Genomic DNA, 13,036 nt, shown 5'->3' with positions numbered 1-13,036 from the left:
CCACCCGCTGACCGCGTTGCGCTCACCGCGTTCCACGCACCTCCACTTCGTTCAGCGTGAGCCTGCCTTTGTCGGGAAAGACACTGAGCGCCTCCACGTCCAGCAGCGGCGTCGGCAGCGTGCAGCTCTCCCACTGTCCGGTGCCGCGGAAGCGGCAGGCTACTGGGAGCACGAAGCTCGTCTTCGAGTCCGGATCGTTCAGCCCCAGCTCGTCCGAGGTGCGGACGGCGGCGCGCAGGGTGCCCGGGCCACTGGCGCGCACGCGCAGGGCCGAGAGCCCCTGGATGGGCGGCTCGAACACCGCGCTCAGCGCGCCGTCCTTCTCCCAGCGAGGCGTTGGGGGCGTCGCCGGGGCGAGCTCCACGCCCGTGGCCTCCTGTCCATCGAAGGCCTGCTCCGCGCCCTGGGGGCCCACGGTGCGGCTCGGTTTCAGCACGGTGCTCGTTCCGGCCGGCGTCTGCTGGACGAGCTGTGCCAGCGCGGGCACGTCCCCCTGCACCACGGCCGCATGCAGCACGTTGGCGGGGAGTTGTCCCGCCCCAGCGCACACCGGGGCGAGCTGTCCGAGCAGCTCCCTCTGCGGGGCCTTCAGTGGATTCTGGGCCAGCGCCGCGGGCGCCAGCAGGGAGCGGGTGATCTCCGCGCAGGCGGCTTGAGTCCCCGGCCCGGCGTGCTCCAGGTTCCAGCGCACGTCCGCGAGGCCGGCCGGGCGCCCGGCGCTCAATCCCATCACCGCGCGTGTGACGTGACTCGCACAGGGATTGGTTCCGGCCGGGCAGCGTTGACACAGCGCATCCAGCAGCTCGCGAAGAGGCGATGTCCCAGCGTCGAGCGGAGCGCGGGCCTCCAGGGCGGCGCCCAGCTCACAGGCGCGCGCGGGGGGCTCGGGGCAGGCGTCGAGCTGCTCCCGGGCCCTGGCGAGGGCCGAGGCATCCTCGGGGGCTCGCACGGCGCCTTCCAGGGTCCGGTCCAGGGTCCGGCAGGCCTGGGGAGTCGCGGGGGAGCCGGCCTCCGGGCTCCTGGGGGTCGTGTCGATGACCACGGGGTTCGAGGGGGCGGGGCGCCCGGCCTGCCGGTGGGTGATGATGTACAGGCGGACGAAGGCCACCAGGGCCAGCGTCATCAGCAGCAGGGTTCGGAGCGGGAAACGTCGCAAGGTGCAAACTCCTTGATTCCGGCCGGGAGGGGTGGTTATCAGCGCCGCTCGGGTACATCCACTCCGGAGGCGTTCTTGGCTGAGAATTTCGACGTGGTGATCATCGGTTCGGGCCCCGGCGGGTATGTCGGCGCGATCCGGGCCGCGCAGCTGGGCCTGAAGACGGCCATCATCGAGAAGGACAAGCGCCTGGGCGGCACCTGCCTCCATCGCGGCTGCATCCCCACCAAGTCCCTCCTGTGGTCGGCGGCGCTGCTGCACCACATCCGTGAGGCCGCGGACTTCGGTATCGAGGTGCCGGCCCCGGTGGTGAACTGGGCCAAGGTCCAGGAGCACAAGCAGAAGGTGGTCACCAAGGGTGCCAACGGCATCGACTACCTGATGAAGAAGAACAAGGTGACCGTCATCAAGGGTCACGGCCGCATCGCCGGCAAGGGCAAGGTCGAGGTCGACCTCGAGGGCGGTGGCAAGCAGGCGCTGGAGGCCAAGAACATCATCATCGCCACCGGCTCGGTGCCCAAGTCCCTGCCCAACGTCCCGGTGGACCACAAGCGCATCCTCAACAGCGACTCCATCCTGACCATCGACCGCATCCCCAAGAGCCTGATCGTCATCGGCGCGGGCGCGGTGGGCTGCGAGTTCGCCTCGGTCTTCAACCACATGGGCAGTCAGGTCTCCATCGTGGAGTACATGCCCAACCTGCTCCCCATCGAGGACGTGGACTGCTCGAAGGAGCTGGAGAAGCACTTCAAGAAGCGGAAGATCGATCTGCACCTGGGCGCCAAGGTGGAGAAGGTGGAGAACACCGCCACCGGCGTGAAGCTGACCATGACGGTGGGCGGCGAGACCCGCTCCATCGAGGCGGAGCTCGTCCTGTCCGCCGTGGGCCGCGCCCCGGTCTCCGAGGACATCGGTCTGCAGCTCACGTCCATCAAGACGGACCGTGGCTTCATCAAGACGGACACCATGATGCGCACCACCGAGCCGAACGTGTACGCGATCGGCGACGTGATCCCCACGCCGATGCTCGCCCACGTGGCCAGCGCCGAGTGTGTGCTCGCCGTCGAGCACATCGCCGGGAAGAATCCCGCGCCCATCAACTACGATCTCACGCCGTCGGCCACCTACTGCTACCCCGAGGTGGCGTCGGTGGGCCTCACGGAGAAGAAGGCCAAGGAGCGCGGCTACGACGTGAAGGCCGCCATCTTCCCGTTCTCCGCCGTGACCAAGGCCTCCATCTCCAACGAGGCCTTCGGAATGATCAAGGTCGTCTCCGACAAGAAGTATGACGAGGTGCTCGGCGTGCACCTCGTGGGCCCGCACGCCACCGAGCTGCTCGCCGAGGCGTGCGTCGCCATGCGCCTGGAGATCACCACCGAGGAGCTCGCGCACACGATGCACGCGCACCCGACGCTCTCCGAGATCGTCAAGGAGGGCGCCGAGGCCACCCTGGGTCACCCGATCCACATCTGAGCCGGGTTCCTTCGTAGCACCCAGGTAGCACTCAGGCCGTCCGGGACTCCTCCGTCTCGGGCGGCCTTCGCATGTCCGCGGGTGGATGCACGCGCACGTGGCCCAGCAGCTCCGCCAGGTCGAACGCGTCCAGCAGCGCGTGCCCGTGCAGATCGTTATTGAAGTAGACCCAGGCCGTGCGCCCCTTGCGTCTCCACCGGTCCAGGTCGACCGCCACCGGCCACATCGCCTCGCGGCCATAGCGCCCGGCGTAGCGTGAGCCCGCTCCGTGGAAGCGCACGTAGCGGAAGCCTCCCGTGAGGCGGGGAGGGGGCACCGGCACGAGGTCGTGCTCGCACACCGCCGCGTCCCACCGGTCCAGCACCTCCAGCACCTCCTCGTGGTACCAGGCCGCGTCGCGGAACTCGAAGACGTATCGCACGTCACGGGGCAGGGCGGAGAGGAAGCGGTCCAGCCTCGCCGGGTCCGGCTTCTTCATGTGCGGCGGCAGTTGCCACAGCACCGGGCCCAGCTTGGGGCGCAGGCGGAGGATGACGCCGAAGAAGCGCTCCAGGCCCTCGCCCACGTCCGTGAGGCGCTTCATGTGCGTGAGGTAGCGGCTGCCCTTGCACGCGAACAGGAAACCCGCTGGCGTCTGCTCCCTCCAGCCGTCCACCGCGTCCGCCGTGGGCAGCCGGTAGAAGGGGGCGTTCAGCTCCACCGTGGCGAAGACGCGGGCGTAGTAGGGGAGCCATCGGCTGGCCGGCAGCTCGGATGGGTAGAAGAAACCCTTCCAGTGCTTGTAGACGTAGCCGCTCGTCCCCAGGTGGATGGCCCGCATGTCCCTAGAATGAGCACTCGGGCCCACCCGGGGAGGCGGAAGCCCGGGTCATGGTCCGCTCATCCTTCGAGCAAGCTGGGCTTACGGCCCTCGGGAAGGGAACGGGCCTCTCCGTCCAGGCATCCGCTGCCCGTTCCTGGTGGAGTCGTTAACAAGGAGTGAAGAGTCTGCAACCCTGGGAAGGTTGACGCCCGGCGTCAAGGCTTCCCGCTTGACCCTGCTTTCGCCCCAACCGTAGAAGGCCCGCGACCCATGGCAACTCCTGACCGTTTCCCCCTGCCGCAGGTAACCGAGACCACCCGGAAGCCCGAGTGGCTGAAGGTACGCCTCCCCCACGGGGAAGGGTACGAACGGGTGAAGTCCATCGTGCGCCGCACGAAGCTGTCCACGGTGTGCGAGGAGGCCCGCTGCCCCAACATCGCCGAGTGCTGGGGCGGGGGGACCGCCACGGTCATGCTCATGGGCGAGGTGTGCACCCGCGCGTGCCGCTTCTGCCACGTGAAGGTGGGCGCGCCTCCTCCGTTGGATCCGATGGAGCCCATCCACCTGGCCCAGGCCGTCAAGGAGATGGACCTGGAGTACATCGTGGTGACGTCCGTCAACCGCGATGACCGTCCGGACGGCGGCGCCAGCCACTTCGCCTCGGCGATTCGCGAGCTGCGCCAGCACTCGCCCAAGACGATCGTCGAGGTGCTCATCCCCGACTTCAAGGGCGTGGAGCGTGACCTGGCCACCGTGGCCGAGGCCCGCCCGCACGTGGTGGCCCACAACGTGGAGACGGTGGAGCGCCTCACCCCGACCGTGCGTGATCGCCGCGCCAGCTACAAGCAGTCCCTGAAGGTGCTCGAGTACCTCAAGCAGCGGCCGGAGCGGCTCTACACCAAGAGCTCCGTCATGGTTGGCCTGGGCGAGACGGACGCCGAGCTGGAGCAGACCTTCAAGGATCTGCGCGCCGTGGGCGTGGACGTGCTCACGCTCGGCCAGTACCTCCAGCCCTCCCAGTACCACCTGAGGGTGGAGCGCTTCGTCACGCCCCAGCAGTTCGAGGACTACAAGAAGCTCGCCGAGTCCTACGGCTTCCTCTACGTCGCCTCCGGGCCGCTCGTGCGCTCCAGCTACCGCGCCGCCGAGTTCTTCATGAAGGGCCTCATGGAGCGCGAGCGCCTGGGGCTCGCCAGCAACACCTGACGCCTTCTCAACCCCATACCCCGAAACGGACCCCCGCGAATGGCGATCTTCGAGTTCAAGCTGCCCGATCTTGGCGAAGGCGTGCAGGAGGGCGAGCTGGTCAAGTGGCACGTGAAGGCCGGTGATGTCGTCAAGGAGGACCAGACGCTCGCCGAGGTGATGACGGACAAGGCCACGGTGACCGTTCCGAGCCCCAAGGCCGGCCGTGTCGTGCAGACGCACGGCAATGAAGGCGACATGGCCAAGGTCCATCAGCTCCTCGTCACGTTGGAGATCGAGGGCGCCGCGCCGGCCCAGGCCTCGGGTCATGGGGCTCCCGCCGCCCACGGTGCGCCGGCCGCCGCCGCTGCCTCCGCCCAGCCCGTTGCCGCCGCTCAGGCTCAGGGCAATGGAGCTCAGGCCGCTTCCGCCGCCTCCAAGGTGCTGGCCACGCCGCTCACGCGCCGCATGGCGGCCGAGCATGGGCTGAACCTCGCGGAGATCGCCGGCTCCGGCCCCCAGGGCCGCGTGATGAAGGCGGACGTGGTGGCGGCCCTCGAGGGTGGCCGCTCCGCGCGCAACGAGGTGGCTCCCGCCGCTCCCGCCCAGGCCCGTCCGGCCGCGCCCTCGGTGAGCCCGGGCCGGGGTGACGAGCGCATCCCCCTGCGCGGCCTGCGCAAGAAGATCGCCGAGAAGATGGTGCGCTCGAAGTTCACCGCGCCCCACTTCGGCTTCGTCGAGGAGGTGGACTGCACCGAGCTCGTCGCGCTGCGCAAGCGCCTCAACGAGACCCTGGTCGCCGCTGGCGAGAAGACGAAGCTGTCCTTCCTGCCCTTCATCGTGAAGGCCGTGATCGCGGCGATGAAGAAGTACCCGCACCTCAACGCCAACATGGACGAGGCCGCCCAGGAGCTCGTCGTGCGCGGCGAGTTCAACATCGGCATCGCCGTGGCCACCCCCGAGGGGCTCACCGTTCCCGTCATCAAGAACGCGGATCGGCTCTCCCTGCGCGAGCTGGCCGAGGAGATCGTCCGCCTCAGCACCGCGGCGAGGGATCGCAAGCTGAAGATGGAGGAGCTCACCGGCGGCTCGTTCACCATCACCTCGCTCGGGCAGACGGGTGGCATCTTCGCCACGCCCATCATCAACCACCCCGAGGTGGCCATCATGGGCATCCACCGCATGCGCAAGCGTCCCGTGGTGGACAAGAACGACCAGGTCGTCGTGCGCGAGATGATGAACGTCTCCATCTCCGCCGATCACCGCGTCATCGATGGCCAGGTGGCCGCTGACTTCGTATACGAGGTCATCAAGTTCCTGGAGCATCCGGACATGCTGTTCCTGGCCATGGCCTGACGGCCGGGCCGCCTGCCGGGGGCGCGTGCCTCGCCGGGAGCGCTCGCGCACCGCGCTCCCGGCCTTCGAGGAGGTTATGCTTCCCCATGGCCGAGAACGTTCGCGACGTCATCCGCGCCGCCCAGGCCGCGGAGCTCGGAGGTGACAAGCCCCGGGCCATCGAGTTGCTGAGGCTCGCCGCTGATCTCTGCCGGCGCTCGGGCAACATGCCCCGTGCCGAGCAGCTCCTGCGCTACGCCCTCCGGTTGGATCCCTCCCGCAAGGAGCTGGAAGAGGAGATCCGCCAGGTGGAGGCGGAGGCACGGGCCGTTTCGCCTCCGGTGGCTCCCGAGCCCGAGCCCGACGAGGAGCCCGAGCCCGGAGTGTGGGTCCTCGAGGAGGACACCTCCTCCTCGCTTCATGAGGCCCTGCGCGAGGCCGAGCTGGCGGTGGATCGCCGGACCCATCCCGTGGCCACGGCCGTGGAGGTCGTGCGTGCCGCCGTGCTCAGCATGGACGTCCCGAGCGGGCAGGTGGCGCGGACCGATGCTCCCGTGGAGGTGAGGAAGGAAGAGCCCTTCATCGAACGGGGACCGACCCGGGCCGATCCTTCTCTGGATGCCTGGTGCTCCTTCTGCTGCCGACCCCGCTCCGAGGTGGGGGCGCTCGTCGCCGGTCCCGCGGGCGCGTTCATCTGCTCGTCCTGCATCGGCGAGTCGGGTGCGTTGCTCGGCGGCGTGGCCCCCGTGGCACCCGCCGCTCGTCGGACCCCCGTCTCCCGGTCGCCCGTCTCGTTCGCGCTGGTGGGGCAGGCGGCGGCTCGCGAGAGTCTCGAGCGCGGCCTGGAGGCGGGTGTGCGCCGCGTGTTGCTGCTCGGGCCCGAGGGCTCCGGGAAGAGCACCTGGATGCGGGAGCTCGTGGAGCAGGGGAGGGGCGTGCTCGTCGGTCCCGACTCCCTGGAGCGCGCTCCGGCGGACGCCGTGCTCCTCGTGGAGGACGTGGACCGGCTCCCGCCTTCCGAGCAGTCCGCGCTGGGCGCCTTCCTGGCCCGTCATCCCGAGCGCACCGTCCTGATGACCACCCGGGGCGGGTCAGCGGTCTCGGGTCCCGTGCTCCTGTCGGACTCCGGCCGCCTGCCCGTGCCCACCACCGCCGCGCTCTCCGAGGCCGTGGGTGGTGCGCTGCCCGTGGTCCTGTTGGAGCAGGTGCAGCTCCTCGTTCCGCTCGAGCAGCCCGGCGTCGAGGACCTGGTCGAGATCGCCCGGCGTCGGCTCGCCTCGCGCGAGGACTGCCGCCTCTCCGACGAGGCGCTCACCGCCCTCGCCACCGAAGCCGCCCGCTCGCCGCGCTCCGGGCATGAGTTGCAGGCCCTCCTGGCCCGCGTGCCCCCTGGCACCTGGCGTCTGGAGGTGAAGAAGAAGGTGAAGGGGAAGGCCAGGCCGGCCCGCCGGGGTCGACGGAAGGGAACGTCGTGAACACGCTGACGGTGTACCGGCTCGGCCGGGTCGAATACGAGGACGGTCTCCAGCTCATGAAGCTCTTCGGCGAGACCCGGCGCCAGGGCCTCTGCGGAGATGTCCTGCTGCTGCTCGAGCACCCGCCCGTGCTCACCCTGGGCCGTGCCGCCAAACGCGCCAACATCGTCGCCAGCGACGCGCGCCTCTCGGAAGAGGGCGTCGAGGTCTTCGAGACCGATCGCGGTGGCGATGTCACCTACCACGGGCCCGGGCAGCTCGTGGCCTACCCCATCTTCCTCCTGCCCGAGCACCGCCACGACGTGCGCCGCTACGTGCGCGACGTCGAGCAGTGCGTCATCCGCACCCTCGCCGAGTACGCCATCACCTCCGGCACCATCCCCAAGTGGCCCGGGGTGTGGATCGGCCAGGAAGGTTCACCCGACGCCCGGAAGATCGCCGCCATCGGCGTCCACCTCTCGCGCTGGCTCACCAGTCACGGCCTGGCGCTCAACGTCAACACGCAGTTGCCCCACTTCAACCTCATCGTCCCCTGCGGCATCCGCGAGGCGGGTGTTACCTCGTTGCAGAAGGAGCTCGGCCGGCTCGTGCCCATGGCTGAGGTGGAGGAGAAGCTGGCCCGGCACTTCGCCGACGTCTTCGAGCTCCAGCGTGTCGAGCCCGCGCCCCTCACGCGCACCGTGAGCGTCACGTTGATGCGGGGCAGGGGGCCCGAGGCCCGCGTGTTGTTGTTGCGCCGGCGCCCCGAGCGCGGGGGGTTCTGGCAGATCGTCACCGGCCGTCTGGAGCCCGGCGAGATGCCGCGCGACGCCGCCGCCCGCGAGTTGTTCGAGGAGACCGGACTGCGCACCGAGGTGGTCGACCTGGAGTACCGCCATGCCTTCGCCGTCGGCGCCGTGGTGCCTCCCCGGCTCGTCGAGGAGAACGGTTTCGCCGCCCGGTGCACCGGCGGCTTCGAGGTCCATCTCGGTGACGAGCACGATGCCTTCGAGTGGGTGGATGTCCCCACCGCGCTCGCACGGCTTCCGTTCCGCGGGCTTCGCGAGGGCGTGCGGCGGGCGAGCCGGGTGCTCGCGGGGTGAGCTCCTGAGCCTGCCGGGGTAGACCCTCACCCCGGCCCTCTCCCAGTGGGAGAGGGGGTTTTGCTCAGAGCTTCAGGATCTCCGACTCCACGGCGGCGATCGTTTCCGGACGGTGCTTGCGCACCTCCTCGACGAAGCGATCCATCGCATCGTCGTCCCGCTTGGGCTCGTGGTGGAAGAGCACCAGCTTCTTCACCTTCGACTTGTTGGCCGTCTCCACCGCCGACTCCCACGTCGAGTGGCCCCAGCCAATCTTCGCGGCGCCCTTGCGGCCCCGGTACTCATCTTCCGTGTACATCGCGTCGATGATGAGCACGTCCGCGTCTCGCGCGAACTCCACCAACTCCTCGTCCTTCTCGCAGCCGTGCTCCACGTCCGTGGCGTACACCACCGTCCTACCGCCGCACTCCACCCGGTAGCCCAGATTGCCTCCGGGATGGTTCAGGTCCAGCGTGTGGATCCTCGCCGGGCCCAGCTCCAGCTGCTGTCCCGAGCCAAGGTCCTTGTACGTCAGCTGGGCCTTGAAGGTCTCCTCGGCCGTCACCGGGAAGTAGGGATGCACCATCTGCCCGGACAGCACCTCCTTCACCGATCTCCCGTCCCGAGGCGCCCCGTACACCGTGAAGGTGAACCTCGGGATGAAGATGGGCGTGAAGAACGGCAGCCCCTGCAGATGATCGTAGTGGTAGTGCGAGAGGAAGATCGACGCGCGCGTGGGTCCACCCGCCGCGAGCAACTCCTCCCCCAGCACGCGAACCCCCGTCCCCAGGTCGAAGATGAACAACTCGTCCCCGCATCGAATCTCGACGCAGGGCGTATTGCCCCCGTAGCGCTGCGTCTTCGGACCCGGTGCCGGGATCGAGCCGCGCACTCCCCAGAAACGGACATGGAAGGGGACGCGCGCCTCGGCGGTCGTCCTCCCCTGTTCGTCCTCAGCCAACCTTCGCTTCCGTGTCGTCGTCCTCGGCGAAGAGCTCAATCAGGTGCCCCGTCCGCTCGCGCTTCGTCCTCAGGTAGTCGACGTTATGCGGATTGTGCTCCGTACGCGAGGGAATGCGTCGACGGACCGGAATTCCTTCTTCCACCAGGCCTGCAATTTTCAGTGGATTGTTGGTGATCAGGTCCACCGAGCGCACTCCGAGCATGCGCAGCATCTCGGCGGCGACGTCGTAGCTGCGCAGATCATCCGGAAAGCCCAGCTTCCGGTTCGCATCATACGTGTCCAGGCCCTCGGCTTGCAGCGCGTAGGCCTTGATCTTGTTTCCCAGGCCGATGCCCCGGCCCTCCTGGCGGAGGTAGAGCACCACGCCGCACCCGTTCTGGGTGACGAAGTCCAGCGCCCGGTCCAGCTGCTCCCGGCAGTCGCACTTCAGGCTGCCGAACACCTCGCTGGTCAAGCACTCGGAGTGCACCCGGACAGGCACACCCTCCAATCCCTGCACGTTCCCCACCACGAGCGCCACGTGCTCCCGCCCGTTGCGCTTCTCGCGGAAGACGACCGTGCGCAGCACGCCACGCTCCGTGGGGACATCCGCCTCGGAGAACTTCTCCAGGAGGGACGCGCTCTTGCGGGCTGGAAGAACCTGAGGTGTACGCGTATCGGACATAAATGAACCCTTCTCCCGCACAACATCCGGGGGCACAAGATGGATGCGAACCGTGATGGTTCGTTCTTCAAGCTCCCCAGGAGAGAGGAAGCAATTCCACCTTGTCACCAGTAGCCAGCCTACTGGATGAGCGTGGAAAGTGGAGCAGGTGGGTCGCCGAGGCCGCCGAGCGCAGGGCGCCCGACGTCTGGGTGGACAGGGGCCGGGCCCAGAGCTCCCCGTCCCGCCAGGCGGCCGTCACCCGGACGAAGTGGGCCAGCCCCTCGGGCTTGCGCAACTCGCCCTCGAGCCTGCCGGAGACCCGCGGTGGCTCCACGTCCTCGTGCCCCAGCATGCGGCGCAGGGCGGGGCGGACGAAGAGCTCGAAGGTGACGAGCGAGGAGGTGGGGTTGCCCGGCAGTCCGATGTAGACGGCGGCCCCCTTGCGGCCCACGGCGAGCGGCTTGCCCGGCTTGATGGCCACGCGCCAGAAGTCCCGCTCCACGCCCAGCTTCTCCAGGGCCTCGCGGACGAAGTCGTGTTCGCCCACGGACATCCCGGCGCTCGTCAGCACCAGGTCATACCCCTCGGCCGCCGCGAGGTGCTGGTACACGTCCTCCAGCGTGTCCCGGGCGATGCCGAGCACCGAGGGCACTCCGCCCGCCCGCAGGACGGCCAGGCTCAGCGCGGGGGCGTTGGCGTCCACGATCCGACCCTCGGCGGGGGCGTCCGCCCGGCACAGTTCGTCGCCGGTGGAGAGGATGGCCACCCGGGGGCGGCGCGGCACCGGGACCGTCAGCAGCCCCTGGCCCACCACCAGCCCCAGCTCCGGAATCCCCAGCGGCGTCCCCCGGGAGAGGAGGAGCTCACCCTCCCGCGCGTCCTCGCCCCTCGGCCGCACGAAGTGGCCCGGCCCCACCGCCTCGAGGATCTCCACCGTGTCCGCCTCGGGGGCCAGCCGGGTCCGCTCGCGCATCACTACCGCGTCCGCCCCCGCCGGCAGTGGGGCCCCGGTCATGATCCGCGCGCAGGTTCCCGGCTGGACCTCCTCCCGGGGCGTCTGGCCGGCGTAGATCGTCTCCTTCACCTTCAGGCGGACGGGCAGGGGACCCGTCAGGTCGGCGCTGCGCACCGCGAAGCCGTCCATGGCCGAGTTGTCCCAGGGCGGCAGGGTCCGTTGCGCGCGCACGTCCCGCGCCAGGGCCCTCCCGAGGGCCTCGTCCAGCCGGACCCACTCGGGGGGTAACGGTTGGACCAGGGCGAGTGTACGGGCTCGTGCCTCCTCTACGGGCAGCAGCGCGGCATCTTCCTTCATGGGTCGGACTCCCTCCGGGTGATCTCCCAGGGCTGATCGGCCTTGCCCGGGCAATGCGAAACAGGTGTGTAGCGACAGGCTGCTTCAGGGATCAAAGTTCCTAGGAAATTCAAGACTTTGTTTGACACTCCAGCTGATCATCGTTACAAGCTCGGGTGATCCCGAGGCCCGCGTCCGGTCGGGGGTAGATGCGCCAACCCGTTGAGATGACACGGGAATTCAAGGAGACAGCGTCGATGGCCAAGCCCAGGTCCGGGGCCAAGAAGGCGACTCCCGCTGCGAAGAAGGTCAAGTCGACGAAACCGGGTGTCCTCAAGACCGCGTCCAAGAGCGTGGCGAAGGCCGCCGCGAAGTTGGTGACGAAGGCGACTGGAAGCGCGAAGGCGGAGAAGAAGGCGTCCGCGGTGAAGAAGAAGTCCGAGCCCGCCGCCGCCGTGAAGAAGGCCGCCACCCAGGTGAAGGAGGTCGCCGTGAAGGCGGCCACCAAGGTGAAGGAGATCGCCAAGGGCAAGGAGGCCGCCCCCAAGGGGAAGGAGAGCTCCGCCAAGGGCAGGGAGGCCGCCGCCCGGGCGGAGATCGTGATGCCGCCCCAGGCCGAGAAGCCGAGGCCCCGCGCCACGAAGCTGCCCCCCCTGGCCGAGCCCCTCAACAAGCGCGACATGGAGCAACTGCTCACCGCCGGTGCGGGTCGTGGCGTGGTGGGCGAGGGCAGCCTCAAGGGTCGTCTGACCGTGCTCGACGGTCTGCCCTGTCTGGTGGTGGTGGGCCGCGACAAGCGCGAGCTGAACTTCATCCTCCAGGGGCCGGATCAGGAGGTGCTGCCGGCGTACCTGGATCACAAGGTGTCCGTCAGCGGTCTCATCAAGAAGACCACCAACTACGGCGGCACGGTGGACGTGCGGAAGTTCTCCGCCAAGAAGCCGGAGGCCGAAGCGCCCGAGCCGGAGCCCGCGGAGGCGGAGCCCCGGTTGCGCTACCTCTCCCCTGGAGAGGTGTCGCAGGTCATCTCGGCCGGCATGGGCGCGGGGATGAAGGGCTTCGCCGCGCTGCGTGGCAACCTGGAGATGACGGGCGAGGAGTTCGTGCTGGTGGTGTCCAATGGCGGCACCCGGCAGCAGGTGTCCTTCATCCTCGAGGGCAAGGGCGCCAAGGGACTGCGCAAGTTCCTGGGCCAGACGCTCTCCGTCACGGGCGTGGTGGACAAGTCCTCCGGCTGGGGTGGCCGCATCGACGTGGAGAACGTGGAGCCGCGTCCCTCCGAGCTCCGGCCCATCTCCCGCGAGGGTCTGGAGACCGTGCAGGTGGAGGGCGAGCAGCCCGGCAGCATCGAGGTGCGACTCAACCACGCCTTCACCGTGCGCCTGCAGGAGCAGCCGGGCTTCACCTGGGCCATCGAGCCCACGGCGGCCAAGCGCGTGGGTCTGCGGGAAGCCAACTTCGAGCCGAGCTCCGATGGGGGCCCCGCCACCCGCGAGTTCTTCTTCACCCCGCGCAACCCCGGGTCCTCCGAGGTGGAGTTCTTCCTCGCCAAGGCGTTCAACCCCGGTCAGGTGGAGCGCTCGTTCAAGCTCAACGTGACCGTCAAGCCCTGAGGGCCTTTCTGACGAGCCGAGACCTCGCGACATCG

11 protein-coding genes are annotated in these 13,036 nt (G+C 69.1%); 6 read left to right on the top strand and 5 right to left on the bottom strand.

Going from position 1 to position 13,036, the window contains the following annotated elements:
• Nucleotides 1-22 precede the first annotated feature (22 nt).
• Nucleotides 23-1,156, bottom strand: a complete 1,134-nt coding sequence (locus JQX13_RS44725) for a hypothetical protein (RefSeq protein ID WP_203405517.1) — start codon at nucleotides 1,154-1,156, stop codon at nucleotides 23-25.
• Nucleotides 1,157-1,231: 75 nt separating this feature from the next.
• Here JQX13_RS44725 and lpdA point away from each other — a divergent pair, with 75 nt between their 5' ends.
• Nucleotides 1,232-2,629, top strand: coding sequence for a dihydrolipoyl dehydrogenase (gene lpdA / locus JQX13_RS44720; protein ID WP_203405516.1), 1,398 nt, complete (start codon nucleotides 1,232-1,234; stop codon nucleotides 2,627-2,629).
• 31 nt (nucleotides 2,630-2,660) lie between these two features.
• On the opposite strand, the gene JQX13_RS44715 is transcribed toward lpdA, so the two are convergent.
• Entirely contained in the window at nucleotides 2,661-3,449 is a 789-nt protein-coding gene (locus tag JQX13_RS44715; RefSeq protein WP_203405515.1) for a DUF72 domain-containing protein, read from the bottom strand.
• 252 nt (nucleotides 3,450-3,701) lie between these two features.
• Between JQX13_RS44715 and lipA the strand changes: the two genes are divergently transcribed.
• The 4 genes from lipA (at nucleotide 3,702) to lipB (ending at nucleotide 8,508) form a co-directional block, all read left to right on the top strand.
• Complete coding sequence (lipA, locus tag JQX13_RS44710) at nucleotides 3,702-4,637, top strand: lipoyl synthase (protein ID WP_203405514.1); 936 nt, start codon at nucleotides 3,702-3,704, stop codon at nucleotides 4,635-4,637.
• Nucleotides 4,638-4,676: 39 nt separating this feature from the next.
• Entirely contained in the window at nucleotides 4,677-5,972 is a 1,296-nt protein-coding gene (locus JQX13_RS44705; protein WP_203405513.1) for a dihydrolipoamide acetyltransferase family protein, read from the top strand.
• Nucleotides 5,973-6,058: 86 nt separating this feature from the next.
• Nucleotides 6,059-7,426 carry a ClpX C4-type zinc finger protein gene (locus tag JQX13_RS44700; RefSeq protein WP_203405512.1) on the top strand — a complete coding sequence of 456 codons (1,368 nt, stop codon included), beginning with the start codon at nucleotides 6,059-6,061 and terminating at the stop codon, nucleotides 7,424-7,426.
• The gene (gene lipB / locus JQX13_RS44695) at nucleotides 7,423-8,508 is read left to right on the top strand and encodes a lipoyl(octanoyl) transferase LipB (protein ID WP_203405511.1); all 1,086 of its coding nucleotides are present in this window, start codon (nucleotides 7,423-7,425) and stop codon (nucleotides 8,506-8,508) included. Before JQX13_RS44700 ends, lipB begins: the two co-directional genes overlap by 4 nt.
• Nucleotides 8,509-8,572: 64 nt before the next feature.
• On the opposite strand, the gene JQX13_RS44690 is transcribed toward lipB, so the two are convergent.
• The 3 genes from JQX13_RS44690 to JQX13_RS44680 all read right to left on the bottom strand — a co-directional run bounded on the left by JQX13_RS44690 (nucleotide 8,573) and on the right by JQX13_RS44680 (nucleotide 11,409).
• A complete protein-coding gene (locus JQX13_RS44690) occupies nucleotides 8,573-9,448 on the bottom strand; it encodes an MBL fold metallo-hydrolase (protein WP_203405510.1) in 876 nt (291 codons plus the stop codon).
• The gene (gene ribA, locus JQX13_RS44685) at nucleotides 9,441-10,115 is read right to left on the bottom strand and encodes a GTP cyclohydrolase II (protein ID WP_203405509.1); all 675 of its coding nucleotides are present in this window, start codon (nucleotides 10,113-10,115) and stop codon (nucleotides 9,441-9,443) included. The genes JQX13_RS44690 and ribA overlap by 8 nt, the downstream gene beginning before the upstream one ends.
• Nucleotides 10,116-10,182: 67 nt before the next feature.
• Nucleotides 10,183-11,409 carry a molybdopterin molybdotransferase MoeA gene (locus JQX13_RS44680; protein ID WP_203405508.1) on the bottom strand — a complete coding sequence of 409 codons (1,227 nt, stop codon included), beginning with the start codon at nucleotides 11,407-11,409 and terminating at the stop codon, nucleotides 10,183-10,185.
• 236 nt (nucleotides 11,410-11,645) lie between these two features.
• Between JQX13_RS44680 and JQX13_RS44675 the strand changes: the two genes are divergently transcribed.
• On the top strand, nucleotides 11,646-13,001 hold the full coding sequence (locus tag JQX13_RS44675) for a protease inhibitor I42 family protein (protein WP_203405507.1): 1,356 nt from the start codon (nucleotides 11,646-11,648) through the stop codon (nucleotides 12,999-13,001).
• Nucleotides 13,002-13,036: the final 35 nt, after the last annotated feature.

This window comes from Archangium violaceum, assembly GCF_016859125.1.
GTDB lineage: Bacteria > Myxococcota > Myxococcia > Myxococcales > Myxococcaceae > Archangium > Archangium violaceum_A.
The sequence above is the reverse complement of the archived record's forward strand: the minus strand, read 5'-3'. Positions and strand labels throughout refer to the sequence as shown.

Excerpts from the sequence above, each read along its gene's own strand:
- ribA (WP_203405509.1), bottom strand. The coding sequence starts at position 10,115 with ATGTCCGATACGCGTACACCTCAGGTTCTTCCAGCCCGCAAGAGCGCG.
- JQX13_RS44680 (WP_203405508.1), bottom strand. The coding sequence starts at position 11,409 with ATGAAGGAAGATGCCGCGCTGCTGCCCGTAGAGGAGGCACGAGCCCGT.
- JQX13_RS44700 (WP_203405512.1), top strand. The coding sequence starts at position 6,059 with ATGGCCGAGAACGTTCGCGACGTCATCCGCGCCGCCCAGGCCGCGGAG.
- JQX13_RS44715 (WP_203405515.1), bottom strand. The coding sequence starts at position 3,449 with ATGCGGGCCATCCACCTGGGGACGAGCGGCTACGTCTACAAGCACTGG.
- JQX13_RS44675 (WP_203405507.1), top strand. The coding sequence starts at position 11,646 with ATGGCCAAGCCCAGGTCCGGGGCCAAGAAGGCGACTCCCGCTGCGAAG.
- JQX13_RS44705 (WP_203405513.1), top strand. The coding sequence starts at position 4,677 with ATGGCGATCTTCGAGTTCAAGCTGCCCGATCTTGGCGAAGGCGTGCAG.
- lipA (WP_203405514.1), top strand. The coding sequence starts at position 3,702 with ATGGCAACTCCTGACCGTTTCCCCCTGCCGCAGGTAACCGAGACCACC.